Genomic DNA, 21,487 nt, shown 5'->3' on the forward strand with positions numbered 1-21,487 from the left:
ATATGAAAATAAAAAATATAATAAAGGCTATTGCATTAAGTATGGTTGTTTTGTCCTGCTCCGCACCCAAAGAGGAATTACAGATTACGGTTAGTTCCGATATTATCAATGCTGACTATATCGGAAACGGAGTCGAATGGGACCCGTATGATGAAGCTGAAGCATGGGGTTCATCCATATCCGAAGCAGATTGGCAAAAGCTTTTCAAACGGCTAGATTTCATGCGGATGGGATATGTGCGGTGTATGATAAACAGCCCTTTCCGTTATTATGATGCAGAAACAGGCAAATATGATAAAACACGGAATATAGAATCGCTTTCGCGCGTATTGAAATATTGTACCGATAATAACATTACCGTTATGTATGGAGAATACAATCCTCCGACATGGGATATGAAAGTCGACCAAAAATGGGTGGATATGTCTGTCGATTACCTCAATTATCTGGTCAATGACCTTGGATTTTCATGTATCAAATATTTCGTGATTTTCAACGAACCCGATGGTGACTGGGCCTCTACGAACGGCGATTATGAATTATGGAAATCTATGTTGCTCCGTTTTCATACTAAGATGAAAGAATTCCCCGGATTGAGTGAGAAAGTGAAATTTGCAGCACCAGACGCTGTCATGGATTTTAAAAATCCGGCATCTGCTTATGACGCTATAGGCTGGGTAAAGCAAACAGCTAACGATGTAGACTCTATTGTCGGTTTGTATGACTTACATGCTTATCCGGGGCAATACGAAGTGCGTTCGGGTAAATATGTCGATATTCTGGCACGGCACAAAGAATTTGTTCCGAAGGATAAAAAAATCGTTTTAGGTGAAGCGGGATATAAATACTGGCGTGAGGCAGACTCTTTACTGATGAAAGAATATAACCGCCGAACAGAAGGGCACCCGTTTACGAAAGGAAGCGATTCTAACATGCTGGTCTACGATTACTTCTATGGGCTGGATATGCCTCTTCTCTGTATGGAGGTAATGAACGGCGGTTATTCGGGTATTGCAGCATGGATGCTGGATGATGCTATGCACAGCAGTGGCGATTCAGGCAAAACGGAAGATATCAAATTGTGGGGAATGTGGAATATTCTGGGAGAAGAGGTATTCAACGATCCATCTCAAGAAGAAATCCGTCCGTGGTATTATACATGGTCGCTTATGTGCCGCTATTTCCCTTCCGGAACTAATATTCTGAAAACAACAATAGACCGCACTCAAGGAATCTATATGGTTGCTGGCGAACATAATGGAAAGCATGTCTTGGCTGCTGTAAATATTGGAGAAACTGATAAGAATCTGAGTATATCTTTACCGGTGGAACTCCAAGATGTTTCAAAATATTTATACGAAGAAAACAATATGAAGAAGAATGAAGATGGACATCCGGTTCCGAGTGAAACTCGTTTAAATATTGGTAAAGAATACAAAACAATTCTTAAAGCACAAAGCTTTATTTTATTAACGAATATGGACTAAAAATGAATATTATGAAACAAAAATATAGTTTATTATTTGCACTGGTTGCGATTCTGTTTACAAATTGTACAGATGTGGATGATGTTCCGGCTCTGTATCCGGAATATGAAGAAGTAAAAGAGCTTTCAATAGTTGACAAAAATGCCACAACCGAAACTAAAGCTTTATATTCTAATTTATGGGCTATACAGTCCAAAGGTTTTATGTTCGGTCATCATGATGACCTGTGGTATGGTCGCAAATGGTATAATGAAGAAGGTCGTTCGGATACTAAAGATGTGTGTGGTGATTATCCGGCAGTTTTCAGTTTCGATGTTTCGGAAATAATGGATGACCGCTATCAGAACGCAGCAAACGCTATCCGCAGAAAAGTTGCTATCGAAGCATATAATAGAGGTGAAGTATTGACAGCATCTATGCACCTAAATAATCCATTGACAGGAGGTGATTCATGGGACAATTCTAATAAAAATGTAGCTAAAGAGATACTTACAGAAGGTAGTGAAACAAATGTGAAATTCAAACTGTGGCTTGACCGCTTGGCTGATTTTGCTTTAAACCTGAAAGGTTCCGACGGTAAGAATATTCCCGTTATTTTCCGTCCGTTCCACGAACACACACAAGGCTGGTCATGGTGGGGAAGTTCCTGCACTACACAGGAGGAATTTATCGCCTTATGGAAATTTACCGTAAACTATCTTCGCGACACGAAAGGCGTACATAATTTCATCTACGCAATTTCTCCTCAGATAGATTCTGTTCAGGGACGTGATAACTTCCTATTCAGATGGCCGGGCAATGATTATGTGGACTTTTTGGGAATGGATGCCTATCATGGACTCAATCCAAATACATTCACCTCAAATCTGTTTACTTTGTCACGCCTTTCGAAAGAATTGAAAAAACCTTGCGGAGTTACTGAAACAGGAGTTGAAGGAATACAACGCGGAGGTGTACCTGAAAAGAATTATTGGACACAACAGATACTTACTCCAGCATCAGGACAATTTATCAGCTTGATTGTTATGTGGCGTAACGCTTATGATCCGGGTGAGAGTGGAAAACATTTCTATTCAGCGTTTAAAGGGCATGCTTCAGAGAAGAACTTTATAAAAATGTATGATAGCCCGGTTTCGTTCTTTTCAGGAGATTTACCCAATATGTATCAGATGGCAGAGGGGTTGACAGTGAATTAATTCCCATTATTACAGATTCTTGAAAATATTCTTAAGTTTGCACAACATTTTTTGTTATGCAAACTTTTTTCATACATCATAATAAATCACAATGAGAAAAACCATTATCATTATTGCTTTTCTGGGCTTGTTTTTAGCTGATGTATACAGCCAAAATTACATACTGAAAGAAAATATTTCCTATATCTCATCGGACGAGAAGGATGAATATCGGAGAGAACGTTGTAAACTGGATGTATATTATCCTGAGGGAGAGACAGATTATCCGACTATAATATGGTTTCACGGCGGTGGATTGGAAGGTGGCGAAAAAGGTATTCCCCTCGAATTGAAAGAAACGGGTGTAGCCGTGGTTGCAGTAAACTACCGTCTCAGTCCGAAAACTAAAAATCCGGCTTACACAGAAGATGCTTCGGAGTCTGTCGCATGGGTTTTTAATCATATTGCGTCCTATGGCGGAAACACGGACAAGATATTTGTATCGGGACATTCTGCCGGAGGTTATCTAGCACTAATGGTTGCGCTGGATAAATCTTATCTGCAAAAATTAGGTATCGATGCGGATAAAATTAAAGGGGTGATTCCGATAAGCGGACAAACAAATACGCACTATACAATCAAGAAAGAAAGGGGACTTTCGTTCGATATTCCTTATATGGACGAATATGCACCCATTACACATGCGCGGAAAGATGCTCCACCCATACTGTTAATCACAGGGGATAGAAACATGGAACTTCCTGCTCGTTATGAAGAGAATGCACACTTAGATGCTATATTAAGGTCAGTAGGAAACAAAGATGTAAAACTTTACGAATTACAGGGTTTTGACCATGGAAATGTGTATGCCCCGGGTTGTCTGCTAATGCTGAACTGGATAAATAAAATGAATTAAGACAAGTTATAAAAAAACGAAAAGAGGCTGTCCCAAAAGCATTTTTATCTCTCTGAGATTTGAGTATTTGAAAACAGTCTCAGATACAGACCCGAAGAAAAACGTATAAAAAAGAGGATGTTCTGACTTTTGGGACAGCCTCTTTTACATTTATGAAAAGTTAATGTAGGCAATCTTTCAGAGAAATGACTTTTATTTGGTTCTTAAAATCTTCCATTGATAATTCTGTTTTTACACTAATTGGTTTTTCCTTATTCGGCAACAAATCAAAATAGTTGTCTTCAAAGAAATTGTCGATTCCATCCACTGATAAATATACTGCTCTTGCGAACTTATCACTATTCAAGGTTATTTCATACCCATTGTCTATGGCTTGTATTTTGTATGTGATATTTGCTTCAGGCAGGTTTATCTCTTTCTGATTGAGAAGAAAATAATTATTGCTGTATTGCTTATTGTTATCATCGATGAAATCCGCTACTACGACAATTTCATTTTTAGCTTTACCTTTCATCAGTTTAACTATTGTTTCCGAATAAACCTTAGTACTTGCATTTGCAGGTATATTGATGGATTTAATCTCTTCTGAAATTACACGACCATCCAATGTCATCACGGAAATATGCAATTTACCTTTGGTATTTTTCAGCCTGTCTGAAACAATGTATATATCCAGATTATCGTCTTTTAAAATAGGCGAAACAAGTATATCTTTAAACGCTTCACGGGTAAAATAATGCTGGGCTTTCCAACGGCCATAATAATCCCGGCTTGCCCATGAAGCCACAGGCCAGCAATCGTTATGTTGCCAGAACAATGAGCCCATGCAATATCCCATATCACGGCGGTGCGCTTCCATGGCTATTTTCATGGCATCTCCCTGCAAAACCTGACTCATATAAAGGAAAGACTGAAAATCCTTTGGTTGTCCATATTCATTTATCAGGCATTTTTCAATGGTCTGATTGGCATGTGCCCCGCCCCTTTGATGCGACATCATCACTTCAGAAGTGATATTCCAATCCTTTTCTTCGGGAGCATACAGTTTTACAGTAGCCCATTCGGGGAACGACTGAAAACCATATTCGCTGAAATAACGGCTCTTTTCGTCATTATAAGTGCTTATAGGAAGCCCTTTCTGCCATGTATCCCAATAATGCATATCGCCATCGGTCTTGTCCCTTCTTCCGTCTATATCGGTAAACGGAGAAGAAGGCGTATAGCTTGACATCGGGTCGTATTCTTTTACGACATCGGGCAGAACGACAAAATACTGGTCATAAAACTGCTTCCATATAGTTTCCGCAATTTTTGGGTCTTTTGCTGTATAATTCCTTTCCCACCCCCAAATTTTCCATGCATCGAGACATTCGTTGTTCCCGCACCAGATGGCTATGGAAGGATGGTTACGTAATCTCTTTACGTTGTCTATCGCTTCCTGCCGGATATTTTCCAATAATTCGCCCTCAGCAGGGTAAAGACTGCAAGCAAACATAAAGTCCTGCCAGACCATGATACCGTATTCATCGCAAAGTTCATAGAAGTAATCGTCTTCATAAATACCGCCTCCCCATACGCGGAGCATATTCATATTGGCATCTACTGCATCCAGAATAGTCTTCTGGTATATATCTTTTGTAACCCGCGGAAGGAAAATATCACAGGGTATATAGTTCGCTCCTTTCGAGAAAACAGGGACACCATTCAATTCGAAATAAAAGCTTTTACCGAATTTATCCGGCTGTCTAACAAGCATAACAGAACGTATTCCTATTTTTTCACTTTTATTGTCAATCGTCCTGTTGTCTATCGATACCTTTACATTGAAAGTGTAGAGATGAGGTTTGCCTAATCCGTTCGACCACCATAATTCAGGGTTTTTCATAGTGAAGTTCAACTTCACTTTATTTATCCCTTTTTGGATATTTACGACTTCAGAAGACAATACTTTTCCCGACTGCTCATCTGTTATTTCCACTTTTGCGGAAGCTATGTCTTTGTCTCCTACTATTTCCAATACGGTTTCGATATCCGCATTCTTAGCAGAAACATTTTTCTGGATATAATGAACGTTATCAATACGAAGTCCGTCCCATGCCTCCACAAATACAGGACGCCAGATGCCGGAAGTAACAAGACGGGGCCCCCAGTCCCATCCATAATGATATCCTGCTTTGCGGGCAAATACGCTTAATCTCCGGTCGAAAAGTCCGCCGTTCTCTGATTGGTCGTTTATAGCTTCATACTGAAAAGGCAAAGCTTCCCATTTTGGCATATCGACCTTTATAGGTGAATGAAAGTATATCTTAAGCTTATTATCTTTTGGGTGGATTATATTTTTCACATCCACACGCCATTCCCGAAACATATTATTTGCTTCGAGTATCTTGGTTTCGTTGAGATAAACATCGGCATAAGTATCCAATCCTTTAAAGTACAAATCAATATTCTCTTTTCGGAAAGTCTCATCATCTATATGGAAGGTGGTTTCATAAATCCAGTCTTCCTTATCCACCCATTGTGCTCCTCTCTCATTCAAGCGAAAAAAAGGGTCTTCCAGGATACCGTTATCCATCAGGTCGGTATGCACAACACCGGGAACAGTAGCAGGATACCAGTTGTTTAATCTTGCCTGTTTAAATTTCCATTCCGATTTTATCTCCGTTAAAATCGGAGAAGCTTGCAGATTATTTAAAATTAATATCGTTGACATAATCATAAGTAGTATTGTTGTTATTCTTTTCATATGTATATATTTAGTTGATTATTTCAAATTTAGTATTGATAACATTTTCACTGCTTCCCCCTACAAATAATTCGAATTGTCCAGATTCAACAACCTTTTGCATATCTATATTCCAAAAAGCAAGTTTGGATACAGGGATTTCAACTTTAACTTTCATTGTTTTTCCAGCTTGAAGATTTATACGGTCAAAATGTACTAGTTCTTTTACTGGTCTTATAATATTTGCTACTATATCACGGAAATAAATCTGTATAACTTCAGTAGCATCATATTTCCCCGTATTGGATAAATCAAAAGAAACTTCCAGAGTATCATCTTTTTTGATCTTATTGTGTGACAATTGGAGGTTGGAATAAATAAATGTAGTATAAGACAATCCATATCCGAATGGATATAAAGGGTCTTTTCCTGCATCCAGATAGTAAGATTTGTTACCCAATGAGGTTTGTTCAGCTTCTATAGGTATTTGGTATAATGTTGTTTCATTGCCATCGGCAGGTCTTCCGGTATTGTTATGATTATAATATATTGGTATCTGCCCCACATTTTTAGGAAATGTTACAGGTAATTTTCCTGATGGAATAACTTTTCCTGTCAATAGACTAACTAATGCCGGTCCTCCCATCGTTCCCGGATGGAAAGAGTATAATACAGCATCAGATAGAGCAACTTCTTTTCCTATTGATAAAGGACGCCCCGCCATAAAAGTCGTTACAAGAGGTTTTCCTGTATTCGCCAGTTCTTCAATGAGTGCTGATTGGGCTCCTAGTAAATTTAAAGTTGTCAACGAATGAGCTTCGCCGGAAAGTATAGCTTCTTCACCTACAAAAGCTAATATTACATCAACCTTTTTGGCTAATTCAACGACTTTACTAAAATTGTATTTACTTGTATCGCGGGAGATAGACAGCGCAGGTTCGTATATTATTTCTATTATATGTCCGGACTGTTCTTGTAACGATATTAATGGAGTTCTTGTATATTTTTTGTCTCCGTCGAATACCCATGTTCCCAATTGATCATGTGGTGCATTTGCCATTGGACCTGTAACAAGAATCCTCTTAATATTATTCATATTCAATGGCAAAACATTATTTTCATTCTTCAGTAAAATTGTACTTTGCTCGACTGCCTCCTGTGCAGCTTCTAAATGAGATTCAGCATAGTATATTTCTTCTCTTTCATCTTGTATGTACGGCTGTTCAAAAATACCTAATTCAAATTTTATCCTTAGTATATTTCTTACAGCATTATCTATGTCTGAAAGGGATACTTCTCCCTCTTTTAATAATTGAGGTAGATGATTGATATATGTTTCACTGACCATTTCCATATCTAATCCCGCATTAACGGCTTTCATTGCGGCTTCTTTCCCGTTTTTGCAATAACCATGCTTTGCCATTTCAATGACTGATGCCCAATCAGATATAACAAAACCATTGAATTCCCATTCATTCCTTAAAATATCAGTTAATAAGAACTTACTGCCCGATGCCGGAATCCCATCATTATCATTGAATGAAGTCATTATTGTGGCCACTCCGGATTGGACTGCTTCTTCGAAAGGACGCAGATATAGATTTCGCAATCTTCTTTCCGACACAAAAGTTGAATTATAGTCTCTTCCTCCTTCAGCAGCACCATAAGCGACAAAATGTTTTGCACATGCCAAAATACTACGAGGATTATGAAGACTGCGACCCTGAAATCCTCTGATAGATGCTTTACCCATTTCTGAGACTAAATAAGGATCTTCTCCAAAACCTTCAGCTATTCTTCCCCAACGTGGATCGTGAGTAATATCAATCATTGGGGCAAATGTCCATCTTATTCCTGCTGCAGAAGCTTCTGTCGCAGCTATCTGCGAACTTTTCTCAACAATTTCCGGATTGAATGTAGCAGCTTGACCTAATGGTATAGGAAATATAGTTTTAAATCCATGTATTACATCTCGTGCATTAATTAATGGGATGCCGAGACGTGATTCTTCAACAGCTATTTTTTGTATTTCGTTAAAAAGATTGGGATCAGTTATACTCATTACTGATCCGACATGACCTTTTTCAGTTTCTTCTTTTAGCTTATTCCAGTCTTCACAATGCAACTGGTTCATCTGACCTATTTTTTCTTCCAAGGTCATTTGTTTTAATAAAGCCTCTATTCTGTATTCTATATTAACTTGAGCAAATAAGTTACCGAATAAGAAATAAGTAGCAATAATGGTAAAAAGTTTCTTTTTCATAATACTTATATAAATAGTACAAATCTATTAATAACTTAGATTTAAGAATTATACAATATAATTGAAGGATTATACTATTTTGAAATAACTCTTCTTTAACATAAAGAGCAAAGCTGATATTTCGGCTTTGCTCTTATATTTTTGCAATTAGGATGTAATTACTTTATGAAAAACTTTTTTGAAACTATATCGTTGCCTCGTACGACCTGAACTCCTATTATTTTATTACTACCAAGATGGTCGAGGTTAAATTCTGTGTTTTGATTTTTTATTTTCTGATTGGATAATATACGACTTGTCGATACATCAACTATTTGCATAGTTGCATTTTTGTATTCATTTTTTATGTTAACTTTCAGTATACCTCCGCTAACAACAGTTATTTCAATATCATCTACTATTTTTTTACTTTCTACAAGGTGATTATCGGTTAGGGAATAATCAGATGCCATAAATGTCTGTCGTTTTCCATTAGGATAAACTAATTGTGGATAATTCTGATAAAAATTATTTGTTGCCGGTGTTATTCCTGCAAAAGTGCCGTATCCGTCATTTTCCCAAGGGCTTTTCCATGCACATACTCCGCTGTAACCATTCCAATATGCATTCAGGTAAGCATTAGCCAAAGTCATATTCCAGCCCGATTCATTTACATTATATCCGGGTGTTTCACCGATAACTACGGCTTTGTATCCGTCATCCATCCATTCTCCGATAGTTTTATTAAAGAAAGCTCCTGACGATTGCCACTGATACCAGTGCGGAGAATAGAAGTCAAGAAATGCATCAAGGTCATTGTATCGTGCTCTCAAAGATGCTTCACTATAATTATTGCCTGCATAGGTATCTGCCCATGTCCAACTATTGTATTTGTTGCTATTGCATATAATCCACATAGAACCTGATGTAACAGGTTTATTGGTATGTTTATGTATGTAGGAAGCACAGATAGCTATAAATCGTATAACATTATCACGGGATAAATTACCACAACTGGCATCCCTCCACATATGTTCTATTTCATTACATATATCATAGCCCATCACATATGGTTCGTCATTATATCGTTTTACAAACGGAACAAGAAAATATTCACAATACCATTTTGTTTTGTTTTCATCATTGATTATTTGCCGGAACTGGCTCCAGCGGGTTGCATTGTAATTGTTAATTACCATATCGAAAGACCAGAAAGTGGGCATAATATATATTTGTCTTTCTCTGGACAATGCCACAAGCTTGTCCATATCGGTCCAGAACTGTGAGGTAGCGCCTGTAACCAGTCCATCCCCATTCAACGATGGGCTTGTGTTACCTCCTCCATGTACCCATATCCGAGCCAGATTGATATTGTTTTGTTCGTAACGGCTGAATTCTTCCTGCCACCATTGGTGGTTATAATTCCTTCCTAAAAAATCGAGACGATAATCATTGTTCCATTGCCATGCAGTATTTATACCGTTGAAGAAAATTTGCTTACCATAGGCATAGAACTTATTACCGCTGATGGTTACAGTAGGACTGCTAGAATTCACGTTTTTATTAACAAGAGCAATTTCGTCGATATAGAATGAAAAGGCCGGTTTGGATTCATAGGCTCCCGGAACTAAACTAATCCTGTTGAATTGCCCGTCCGAAAGCCTGTCTAAAGGTAATATCACATCCTGCCATTGCCCGTTTGCATTGTATTTTGGATAGGTTTCCCAATCCGACACGGAAGTTCCGGTGGAAGTATTTTCGAGTTTATACACAAATGAGAAGGTTCCTATATTAGCAGACTTTACCCGTATTTTAATTCCCGAATAATTAGATTTTGTAAATGTGTTATTCAGGTTAAAATAAATTCCGTTTCCTTCATTATTTGCAGGAACAGAAACAAGACCTGCTTTACCAAGACTGCCGTCCGTAGATGTTAGGACATTGATTGACACATTTCCCCACGTATCAAAATTAGACGAAAGATAATTAAAGTTAGATACAATTTTGTTTTGAGAGCTACTAGTAATTGCAATTAGCAGTAAAATTAAATTAAATATTAGTTTTCTCATGATGATAATGGTTAAAATTAGTATAATGCAAACCTAAACACACTAATTGACAAACAATTATACTATATAACTAAATGTTAATACTTTTCTGAAAATTAATTTTATAATTATATTTTTATACCTCTTGATTTATTTTGATTCCCAGTATCAGGCTTTGCCATAATTATCCTATCAGGATTAGCATCTATTATATCTTTGATAGATAATATTTTTCCTGAATGTCTATCAGGTTCTTCACTATTCATTTTTAAAGCAGACAATTCTAGTTTCCTTTCAGGGATTGTTGTATTGGTTATTAATTCCTGATTCCTATTCTCCAAGCTTAAATTAATCTGCCTGCTCAATGAATCAAGTTGCGATTTCAAGTCCTTCAATTCTGGCTCTTTCTTCCAAGTTGCCATCATCACCTCTTTCAATACAGGTAAATCCTTTTCCAATTTTTGATTGTCCGATTGGTATTTCTCAATCAAAGCAGGTATTCGATCCAAAGCTTTCAGGAAGTTGGTTGAAGCCAATATCGGATCAGTAGCAATATGCCCATTGTTGTACGAATACTTGATATTTCCCTCTCCCTCGATAAAGAAGCGGTTATCCTTAAACATCGAGCCTTCCTTCTGGCTATCCTCCGTTTTGACAAGTATTTTAAAGTCATACAATTCTCCGATTTTAAAGTATTCGCCATTGGTTCGGGCATTATTGGCCAGTTGATTGAGTTTATCTCCGATAGCATTCAGATCAGTAGTGTTCAGATTATCCAATTTTATCGGATTGAGTTTATTGCCCTCCTTGTCCATCTGTACCTTTTCATTGAATTGTTTCAGGTCTTTTGTCATCCTTGCTACCATTTCAGAGTTACTGTCTACTGTACGGGTAATATCCTCAAACTTATAAATAGCCGAAGACTTGCTGCGGTTAAATGCCTGCCGTTCGCTTTCCAACGATGCTATTTTCTTTTCCAACTTGGCTTTTTCCAACAGGTCAGTATTACCTGATAATACAGCCACATACTCCGAAAAGTTCATACCCGAACCTTCGTCCAAACTACCTTCGTCAATGGTACGGGTAGCCATATTGTTTGTCTTTAGCTGATTGATAAACAACTGTTTGTTTTGTAATAGATTGAACTTATATGAATCGAGGCTTTTTTCAACCGCATAAATCAATACATCCACTTTATTATCTGCATACAGCTTGGCTATCTCATTACCTTTACGAATAGCCCGTCCATCCCGTTGATTGAGGTCAGACGGTCTCCACGGCGTATCTAAATGATGGATTGCGACAGCCCGCCTTTGTGCATTCACTCCCGTTCCCAGCATAGAGGTAGAGCCAAACAATACCCTGATACGTCCTGCGTTCATCGCTTCTATCATCGTTTTTCTGGCATTATCTGTCTTAGCTTCCTGTATAAAGCGTATCTCATGGGCAGGAATTTTGTGATCCTCAATGAGCTTGCGTTTTATCTCTGAATATGGATTCCATTCATTGGGCTTATAGGTCCCTAAATCAGAGAATACAAACTGTGTCCCTTTTTCTTTTGCGTATTTATTATAATACTCCGCTATCTTAGCTGCACAATGGGATGCTTTATTATCGACATGGTCCCCATAAGACATATCTATCATACGCATATCTAACGACATCTTTCGGGCATAATCTGTTGCTATCAACATTTTTGCCTTTTCTTCTTTTTCAGATAGAGGTTGCCTACCTAGTATCGTAGCGTCTCCTGTTTCAGCAAAGCGCATCAGTTTCTCTATAAAGATTTCCTGTTGTGGTGTAGGAGGAATATTATACAATACTTCATTCTTTTCGGGTCTGTCTATCCCTATATCCCTTGCTGTACGGAAGTCTGTTATCTCCGAATAGAAGGATGCCAGTTCAGGCACTTTAATAAAATACCGGAATCGTTCTTTCTGTACTATCTGGTTGGTAACAGAAAACTCATAGTCCGTTGTTTTCTTGGCAAAGACAGCTGCCCATGCATCAAAGGAATTGATGCCCTGCTTTTCCAGTTCCTTTGGACGCAGGTATTTGAAAAGAAGATATAATTCCGTTAAGGAGTTTGATATTGTTGTTCCCGATAAAAATGTTGCTCCTAAATCTTTATCCCTTCTTTCCTGTATGGTACGGATAGCAAAGAGCATATTCATGGCCCGCTGGCTTCCTTCGGGATTGCCTAATCCTGCTACACGGTCATGCCTTGTGGTAAAGGTGAGGTTCTTGAACTGGTGGCTTTCATCTATAAAGAGATGGTCTATACCCATCATCTTAAAGTCTACGACATCATCGGTCCTGTCTTTAATCTGTTCGGCCAGGTTGCTTAGCTTTACTTCCAGATTGGCCTTTCGTTTTTCCAATCCCCGGAGCATCATTTTGGATATATCTTTTCCCTGACTACGTAATACATTCAGGTTTTCTTCTACCGAATCCAGCTCTGCCTGAAATATCTCCTGCTGCATTTCCGGTGATTGGGGTATCTTTCCGAACTGGTCATGGGTAAGGATAACTGCATCCCAAGAGTTATTCTTTATATCATTGAATATCTTTACCCTTTTCTGTGGAGTAAAGTCTTCTTTCCCGGGATAGAGTATCTTAGCATTGGGATATGCTGTGCGGAAGGTAGAAGCTATTTCATGTACATTGGCTTTCAATCCTATAATCATGGGTTTATTAGCCTGTCCTAATCGCTTCATCTCATAAGCAGCTGTACACATGATGAGTGTTTTTCCTGCACCAACCTCGTGGTCACAGATTCCTCCTCCGTTTTGCTTGAGCATCCATACACAATCCTTTTGGGACTGGTATAGGTCAGGAATACCCAAGCCCTTCAAATCCAGCCCGGGAAAGGTTTGGTGTGAACCTTCATATTGGGGACGTACAAAGCAGTTGAACTTGCGGTTATAGGAATCAGCCAGTTTATTTTTAAATTCGGGTGATTGCTGGTCTAGCCAGTCGGTGAAGCCGTTGCGGATTTCATCGATCTTGGTATTGGCCATCTGTATGGCTTGCCCGTCCGGCACTTTTACATCTTTATCTTCTCCCGTATCGGGGTCCGTAACTTTGATTGTTTTAGTAATATTAGGTGTTGTATTGAGCAGGGCGTGCGTTAAGAGATGAATACCTGTATATAACCTGTTCTCACTCTGTACGGCAAACTTTTCATTGATAATCATATTACTCCTGTCCGCTTTGACAGTAAAGTCATCACGGGAAGCATAATAGGATATATTGACATCCGTTTCAAAGAGTTTACCCATATAGTCTTCATAGACTCCCGTATCAATCCAACGCTCCCCGAAATTGAAGTCCAGTTCTTCAAAACGTATCGGTTGCGGTATAGCTTCCTGTAATGCTTTTAGTGATGTTTGTGAAGGAATATCATCGGGATGATTTTGCAGATAGTGTTCAATGGCTTCTGATTTTTCTATAACATTGCCTGCAATAAACCTGTCGCTGACTTCATAATTTTGAACTAAGGGATTAAAATAGATACGTCCTTGCAAGTCTGAAACGATTTCTTCCTGTTGTTTTCCATCCATCAGGGATAGCATATAATCGATATCCACTTCCCCATACTTATTCAAAGAAGCTATCAGGGCTTCATCTGAAGTGTCGGCAACAGTAATTTCATTGGGATTGAAGGCCACAGGCATAGAAAAGATATCGGCTTTAATGAAGGCCCCTCCAACCTCCCCAAAGGGGAGGCTCTGTTTCCCCACTTCGGGGGAGTAGGGGGCGCGTCTTTCTAATGATAGTATCTCCCTGCCTCCGGCATCCATCTTGATAACATCGAGGTTCTTCTTATCATTGAGATGCCCATAACGGCGTACAAAAGAATCATAGTACAGGTTCAGGTTGCCACGCAGAGAAGCGTGTTCGGTCAGATGCTCGGCTTCATGATTGTATAGTTTATGATAAGTATCGCGTATCTCTATATAGCGACTAATCTTAGTTCGTTGGTCAAATGCAACATCCAGTGCCTGAAACTCGGCATCGTCCCGGTAGCGTTCTTTTAAGAAGCCTACTTGTCCATTATCTTCAACCAGAGAGCCTCTTTTGTGGAACTCAAAAAGTTCGCCCGAATAAGGACGAGGTTCAAAAGAGCGTTTGCGTTCTTCCTGCCGTTTTTGTTCTTGTCGAAGCCTTTCCTGCTGTTCGGCTATTCGTGCATCGGCTATGGGATAAAGCCCCTCCTGACCTCCCCGAGGGGGAGGAGCAGAATTTCCCTTTGGTGGATTCTGGGAATTTTCTTTGGAAAACATACTAAGCTGTACAGGTTTTCCTTTCGATACAGGTTTCTTTCTGTTTCTGACAGGTTTTACCTGTGTCCGTTCTTCCTGTGTAAAACCGAATAAATCATATAAGGAAATAACCGGATCGGAAACATTGACTTCCAATGCCTGATAGCTCGTTTTCTCTTTTTTTACATCTGTTTCGATACCTAAATCTTCAGGGCTGGGTTGCTCATCCCATAATTGCCGTTCTTTTTCTGCGGTATATGCTCCGAACTCCCTTATATCTTCTGCATTGGGCAGGTTATTCTTAACTGCATGAGTATTGTATAAATCAAGATTGAGGTTATCTCTCAAATCGGCATTCAGCATTTTTTGCATAGTTTCGGCTATACCGTCCATTCCTCCTTCATGGATAAATACCTGTGCCGGTTTCCCATATGGGTCGGTATCTATAAATGCTTTTGTTTGTACTACCCGAACATGATTATAGAAGTAATCGTTGTTGTATATACCGGTTATTGGTAATGGTGTACTTCGGACAAATAATTTTTCTCCGAAATTCAATTCTTCTTTAGCTGTATTCTTTTGCAATAAAATCAGGTCACTTCCAACTTCTGTTCCCGCATAATCGGTAAAGAGGTTATTGGGCAGACGTATAGCTGATACAAGGTTTGTATTTTCCATCAACCACTTGCGTACTGGCTCGTTATTGGGAGAATTCATTACTCCCTGAGAGGTGATAAATGCCATAATACCACCTTCCCGCAACGATTCCACTCCTTTTACAAAGAAATAATTGTGTATAGCTCTGGTAGAATCACGATGCAGTGCATCCTGTTTCATAAAGCTGGCATCAAAAACACTCATATCTCCGAATGGAATATTGGAGGAAACTACATCGAAGTAGTTATTGTATCTGCTCTCGATAGTTTCAAAGCCTTCAATCTTTACTTTGTCTTCCGGTTGGAGATGCGATAGAAGTTTTCCGGTCAGCAGGTCTTTTTCAAAACAGAATTTCTCCGTATCATCATTAGAAAATGCTTTTGGAAACTCGCCCATTCCGGCAGAAGGATCAAGAAAACGGTTTACTTCTATCCCTGCATCTTTTAGTGTACCGGCTATTGTTTGTACTACTTCGGGAGGTGTATAGAATGCAGTAAGCACCGAATTCTTGATGCTATTGAAGTATTGCTTATATTCCTTTTCTGATGAGGCGTTATCCCTGATAACCCGGTGTAGTTCAGCAACCATTGGGAACAGTTCCAGTTCTGATTTTGCCCATGCAGAAGTATCAGCTAGAGAGTTTGCAGGATTGAGGACACATTTAAGTCCTCCGAATCCCGAATAGCCCTGCATTATTGCTCTTTCCTCATCGGTAGCTGTCCTATGCTCTCTTTCGATAGCAAAGACAGTACGGATGGCTTCGATATTGGCACGAAGGTGAGTCTTCTTATTATAACTCATTTTCTTCCAGCCATAAGTCAATAAATCCTGTTAATTCAGTATAGAGTTCATCATATTCGGGAGAATAAGCGAACTCATCGGAGATAGGATATTGTAGGAACAGGAACTCACATTGTGATAGAATACATATGGCATAATCTTTTGCCTCGCTTTGCGGAACAATATCGGAGAACTCATTCCACAATACATTGACAATAGTATCATGCTTGGAGAATAGTAGTCCTTTGAACAATGTCAGATTTGCCAGTTCTTCAGCTTCGGCCTGCGATAGTCTTTCTTTTATCGCATTGGAATAGGCTTCGGATGCTTCATCAGCTCTGGTTTTGATAAATTCTGTATCGGATGCCAGATGCGGATGACATTCTTTGAGATAGGAAAGAAGAGTTAATCTGTAATAGGATAACTCCATGGTGTTATTCTGATTCTTATTCTGTATCATAATTATATTTTTTTGATTGTTGGAGAATTGGAATTATGCCTACCTTTGTTTTATTCAGGTTATTTACTCCGTTTTCGGATATATGTCGGGAGGCATATCGGGTTAGACCGGATAGCTTGGATAATTAGCTAGGCACTTGGGATGGATACCCAAGTGCCGTTTGTTTGGAGGGAGTCACAGGCCCTTTGTTACTGCTTTTTCTTCGATTTATTACTTCTTTGCTTATTGTCAGCAAAGATGAATTTTACATTATACTCTTCATCTAATACCAAAGAAGCATCGAAGTCTTTCCCCGCCTTGCTTTTGAACCCTTTTATCGGTCCAATCTTTTGACCTTTACATAATTCGGTAACCTGAGTATCATTCAGTGTTTTCCCCGATTTGTTCCTGAAAAGTACAAAATCGCAGTTTTCATTCTTGCATCGGGCAACCATCGGATAGATTCGGATATTTCCTTCTTTACATTTCGGGCAGGATATTTCCGATTGCTTTTCCCGGAATACAATATTGGAGGATAACAATTCTCCCGTTACCTGCGAGGTATAGACACCAATGCTCTTCATAAAAGTATCTGCATCAAACTCGCCTCTTTCTATTTTAGCCAGTGTTTCCTCCCACATCCCTGTCATTTCCACATCGGCTATTTTCATCGATTTGACAATCCCATAGATAGCCAGTCCTTTCTCTGTCGGCATAAGGGATTTTTCTTTTCGGAAGATATATCCTCTTGTTATCAGTGTTTCGATGATAGATGCACGGGTAGCAGGTGTTCCCAAACCACAATCCTTCATGGATTTTCGTTGTGCCTCATCATCCAGCTCTTTTCCTGCATTTTCCATTGCCGTCAATAAGGAACTTTCGGTATATAGCTGTTTCGGCTTGGTTTGTTTCTCAATCAATACACTTGACGTAGCCAGTATGTTATCTCCTTCATTAAATGCAGGTAAACGGACAGAAGTGTTTTCTTCTGAATCTGTTTGCTTTTCTCCGTTATCCTTTGCCGGTTGTTCGGAAAGAATAGCACGCCATCCGGCTTTAATAATCACCGAGCCTTTGGCTTCGAAATCCAAGTTGTTTGATGTGAATATAATTCTTACCTGTTCCTTACTGCATTTTGGAGAAATGGCTTCCAGCATACGTCCTGCAATCAGGTCATATATTTTACGTTCATCCTTTACTATATCATGGGCATAGGTTTCTGTGATAAGCAGGGCATGATGATCTGTTACTTTCTTATCATTGACTCCCTGTTTATTCAGGTTGCCTTTTTGCAGTTCTGTTGCATAGGTTACAAATAAAGGATGTATTTTCAGGCATCGAAGTAACTCGGGTATTTGCTCAAATACATCTTCAGAGATATAACGGCTTCCTGTTCGGGGATAAGTAATCAGTTTCTTTTCATAAAGAGTCTGAGCCAGACTTAGTGTTTTGTCTGCCGAGAAACCATATAATTGGTTGGCTTTCTTTTGTAAGCCTGTCAGGTCGAAGAACAGGGGAGCTTCTTCTGTTACATTCTTTCGTTCAACCGATTTTACCTCAGCCTGTGGATTACTCTTCAATAATTCATAGAGCTGGTCGGCATCTTTTTTCTTGTCAAATTTATCTTTGGAATAGGCTTTAAATGTGATATTGTCTTTCTCTATTCCTAATGCCAGTTGCCAGTAGGTCTGAGGCACGAATTGTTTGTTTTCCTTATAGCGGGAACATATCATGGCTAATGTTGGTGCCTGTACCCGCCCCAGTGAATAGATACCTTCTCCGACAGTAATACTTAATGCCTGGCTGGCATTGATGCCAACAAGCCAATCGGCTTCACTCCGAGATTTGGCTGCTTTGTACAAATTATCATAATCAGTTCCGGTTTTCAGATTCTTTAATCCTTCACGAATAGCCTCTTCAGTCAAAGAACTTATCCATAAACGGTCAAAAGGTTTGGTTGATCCTAAGTAAGAATAGATGAGCCTAAAGATAAGCTCCCCTTCACGTCCGGCGTCAGTGGCGACGATTATCTTATCGCATTCATCAAAGACATTCTTTACAATTTTAAGTTGCTTTAATGCACCGGGATCGGCTTTATAGCCTTTTTCTCCTTTTACCTGACGGGGTTGGAGGGTAAATGTTTCGGGAATAATCGGAAGATTCTCCCTTTTGAATCCTTTGAATCCGTAACCTTCGGGCATGGATAGTCCTACGAGATGTCCCAATGCCCATGTTACAAGATAGCCGTTACCATACAAGTAACCGTCTTTTTTTTCGTTTGCCCCAACGATAGCCGCTATTTCACGGGCTACGCTTGGTTTTTCTGCTATTATAGCTGTTTTCATATTTGTTTTTTGTTAGAATGGATAAGTTTTACTGGATAAGATATTTATCGCGACTCGGCATAGTTCAAACAGGGTTTGACTCTGCTCTCGCTGCTCTAAATATTGGATAATTAGCCTGAAATAGAGGGAACTACATTTTTACTCCTCGTGATTTGGTCTGTTGTTGCTCTTTTTTCTCTTCCTGCTTCTCCTGTTGTTTTTCAGAAGGCTGAGTTTGTCCCTGTTTGAGAGGTTCTTCATTCTTCTTGGTTGCTTCATTGGTTTTGCCTTCGGAGTTGACAGCAACTTGAGTCTTACTATTGTTGTCGGGAGTAACTTTTTGTGCTTTATCGGGATTCCATTTGAAAAAATCCAGTTTTTCTTTCTCTGTATTCACTTTGATATAGGCATTGAAAGTTTCACCTTTTTTATCGAGCATGCCTGTTACATAGATAGTTTTGTTCTCTTTCAGTTTATCCTGTTGTTCCTGAGATAATTCGACACCCAACAATTTGGTCGGAATACGGAACTTTTTTTCCTGCGGCTGGGACTGGTCCTGTTTATTCGCATTCGATTGCTGTTGGTCTTGGGAGAGTTTATTGGCATTGTCGAATTTGAACTCCAGACCTCTGCGGTCGGCATTAATCTGTACGGTGGCATTGAATTCTTTTCCGTTTTTACCTGTCATTCCTCCGATATAGACTCCTTTTCCTTCGGCTAAATCTTTTTTTTGCTGTTCGTTCAAAGCAACTCCTTTGATTTCATTGGGTATTTTTATTCTGTCGGCACGGACAGCAACCAGTTCATTAGTCATTTTGTCGATAGACACAAAGGCTTTCATCTTCTCGCCTTTGGCGGGTTCTATCTCAACTAACCGTCCAGCATGCCCTGTCTGGCGAAGATTTTGTTTGTCATCTTCATTCAGGCGTGTTCCGTAAAACGGCCTGTCCAGTTCGGGTTCTTTCCGCAGGGCATGAATGGCCACAGTTAAATTACCTTCTGCTGTTTCCCGAAGTGAGAGGCGAGCATCGGTTCGGATAGTCATCCCGTCGATTTCAACTTTAATAGGTATGAGTCCGGGAGATTTTTGCCAGTTGAGCATTTTATCCATGCTCTTGGTCTGCTCCAACATTTCTTTGGTTACACCCAGTTTTTCAAATTGGGACCAGTCAATACGGGATTCATCGATTGCCTGATATTGTTTCTTGGCAAATTCTTCGGGTAATACCCTGTGTTCATTTAGGAACTTTTTATTAGAAGGGTTCTCTGGGTCTTTGAGCATTGTTTCTAATACGTTTACAACATTTTCAAGTGCATTGAGTGGCACTTTGAAGAAATGGAAATGTGTCGGTTCCTTACATTGACGTAAGAAATTGGACATAAAGTTTTCCAAAGCATCGCCGTGCTTATTGATCTTCAGGAATTCAGGTTCATTCTTTTGCTCAGGCTTAACGGTTTTCGGTGTGCCGTCTTCATTTATACCTGAAACAACATTCAGTTTATTGCTGTCCTTTTCTTTTACCAGCAGGACATCCTGGCTTTTTAGCTTTTCGTTCATAATAATTGTGGATAATTAGTGATTATTCTTCTGAGGTGTTTTCTTCCCTGTCTTTATCTATTTCCTGCATATATTTTCGAAGGAATTCTTCGATATCTGACTTATAGTAATAGGTTTTCTGTTCAATCTGTTTGTATTTGAGCTTACCTTCACTACGGTAGCGTTGGAGGCTTCGTTTGCTTACTTTGAGTTGAAAACAGAGGTCTTGGTTATCAAGCAGTATTTCTCCGCTCAAAACATTCTGACGATTGAGCATCTGATCTATCCGCTTTTCCAAACTTTCAATCTTCGCCCACAGCCTGTTCATCCATTGTTCAAACTCTTCATCTGACATATTCCAGATAGGCTTTTCGGAATTCTTGATAGGACTTGATATGTGTAGGGAATATTTTTTCTTTTACAAGTTGTTCTACATCTTCGAATTTGTAGATGCACTTCCCTTTTTCGATGTAATAGAAAAGCCTTCCTTCTTTACGGATGCGCTGGAGGGTGCGGGAACTGACATCCAGAATATCGCAAATTTCTTCTGATTCCAACCGGATAGCGCTCCAATCGGGGTCTTTGTTGTTGGGCGTAGCTTCAATGTTTGTTACAAACCCGGCAATGCGGTCAATCTTCTTTTCCAGTTGTTTAAAGGCATCACTCTCGAATGTTATTACTTCCATATCTGATTTTTTATTGGTTTGGGGACAAATTTCAGATATGTTAATTCGAAGAATATACCAGTCTTATACGGGGTGGATAAAGAAATTCATATTTAAAACAGATTGTTTAGAATGGAATTGTTCATTAAGATTTTATATCTAAAAAATTACGCTCTAGTCTCTCAATTTTTCATTACATTTGTGTTTGTTTATAGAAAAAATAATAA

12 protein-coding genes are annotated in these 21,487 nt (G+C 39.1%); 3 read left to right on the forward strand and 9 right to left on the reverse strand.

What is annotated here, in order from left to right; genetic code table 11:
* Positions 1 to 2: 2 nt before the first annotated feature.
* The 3 genes from HMPREF9456_RS03740 to HMPREF9456_RS03750 all read left to right on the forward strand — a co-directional run bounded on the left by HMPREF9456_RS03740 (position 3) and on the right by HMPREF9456_RS03750 (position 3,578).
* Positions 3 to 1,487 (forward strand): hypothetical protein, encoded by a 1,485-nt coding sequence (locus HMPREF9456_RS03740; RefSeq protein WP_006842127.1) that lies wholly within the window; start codon positions 3 to 5, stop codon positions 1,485 to 1,487.
* An 11-nt stretch (positions 1,488 to 1,498) separates the two neighbouring features.
* Positions 1,499 to 2,683 (forward strand): glycoside hydrolase family 26 protein, encoded by a 1,185-nt coding sequence (locus HMPREF9456_RS03745; RefSeq protein WP_006842128.1) that lies wholly within the window; start codon positions 1,499 to 1,501, stop codon positions 2,681 to 2,683.
* Between the two features lie 91 nt (positions 2,684 to 2,774).
* Positions 2,775 to 3,578: an alpha/beta hydrolase gene (locus tag HMPREF9456_RS03750; protein ID WP_006842129.1), complete on the forward strand. Its 804-nt coding sequence runs from the start codon at positions 2,775 to 2,777 to the stop codon at positions 3,576 to 3,578.
* 160 nt (positions 3,579 to 3,738) lie between these two features.
* On the opposite strand, the gene HMPREF9456_RS03755 is transcribed toward HMPREF9456_RS03750, so the two are convergent.
* The 9 genes from HMPREF9456_RS03755 to HMPREF9456_RS03795 form a co-directional block, all read right to left on the reverse strand.
* On the reverse strand, positions 3,739 to 6,324 hold the full coding sequence (locus tag HMPREF9456_RS03755) for a beta-mannosidase (protein WP_006842130.1): 2,586 nt from the start codon (positions 6,322 to 6,324) through the stop codon (positions 3,739 to 3,741).
* A 10-nt stretch (positions 6,325 to 6,334) separates the two neighbouring features.
* Complete coding sequence (gene bglX / locus HMPREF9456_RS03760) at positions 6,335 to 8,566, reverse strand: beta-glucosidase BglX (RefSeq protein ID WP_006842131.1); 2,232 nt, start codon at positions 8,564 to 8,566, stop codon at positions 6,335 to 6,337.
* A 158-nt stretch (positions 8,567 to 8,724) separates the two neighbouring features.
* Positions 8,725 to 10,614 carry a hypothetical protein gene (locus HMPREF9456_RS03765; RefSeq protein ID WP_006842132.1) on the reverse strand — a complete coding sequence of 630 codons (1,890 nt, stop codon included), beginning with the start codon at positions 10,612 to 10,614 and terminating at the stop codon, positions 8,725 to 8,727.
* Between the two features lie 107 nt (positions 10,615 to 10,721).
* Positions 10,722 to 16,316, reverse strand: coding sequence for a helicase-related protein (locus tag HMPREF9456_RS03770; RefSeq protein ID WP_006842133.1), 5,595 nt, complete (start codon positions 16,314 to 16,316; stop codon positions 10,722 to 10,724).
* The gene (locus HMPREF9456_RS03775) at positions 16,306 to 16,725 is read right to left on the reverse strand and encodes a DUF1896 family protein (RefSeq protein ID WP_006842134.1); all 420 of its coding nucleotides are present in this window, start codon (positions 16,723 to 16,725) and stop codon (positions 16,306 to 16,308) included. Before HMPREF9456_RS03775 ends, HMPREF9456_RS03770 begins: the two co-directional genes overlap by 11 nt.
* A gap of 218 nt (positions 16,726 to 16,943) precedes the next feature.
* The gene (gene topB / locus HMPREF9456_RS03780; RefSeq protein WP_006842135.1) at positions 16,944 to 19,079 is read right to left on the reverse strand and encodes a DNA topoisomerase III; all 2,136 of its coding nucleotides are present in this window, start codon (positions 19,077 to 19,079) and stop codon (positions 16,944 to 16,946) included.
* A 130-nt stretch (positions 19,080 to 19,209) separates the two neighbouring features.
* A complete protein-coding gene (locus tag HMPREF9456_RS03785) occupies positions 19,210 to 20,616 on the reverse strand; it encodes a DUF3945 domain-containing protein (protein WP_006842136.1) in 1,407 nt (468 codons plus the stop codon).
* Between the two features lie 22 nt (positions 20,617 to 20,638).
* Positions 20,639 to 20,950, reverse strand: a complete 312-nt coding sequence (locus tag HMPREF9456_RS03790) for a helix-turn-helix domain-containing protein (RefSeq protein WP_006842137.1) — start codon at positions 20,948 to 20,950, stop codon at positions 20,639 to 20,641.
* The gene (locus HMPREF9456_RS03795; protein ID WP_006842138.1) at positions 20,940 to 21,281 is read right to left on the reverse strand and encodes a helix-turn-helix domain-containing protein; all 342 of its coding nucleotides are present in this window, start codon (positions 21,279 to 21,281) and stop codon (positions 20,940 to 20,942) included. Before HMPREF9456_RS03795 ends, HMPREF9456_RS03790 begins: the two co-directional genes overlap by 11 nt.
* Positions 21,282 to 21,487 lie beyond the last annotated feature (206 nt).

Source organism: Dysgonomonas mossii DSM 22836 (assembly GCF_000213575.1).
Taxonomy (GTDB): Bacteria; Bacteroidota; Bacteroidia; order Bacteroidales; family Dysgonomonadaceae; genus Dysgonomonas; species Dysgonomonas mossii.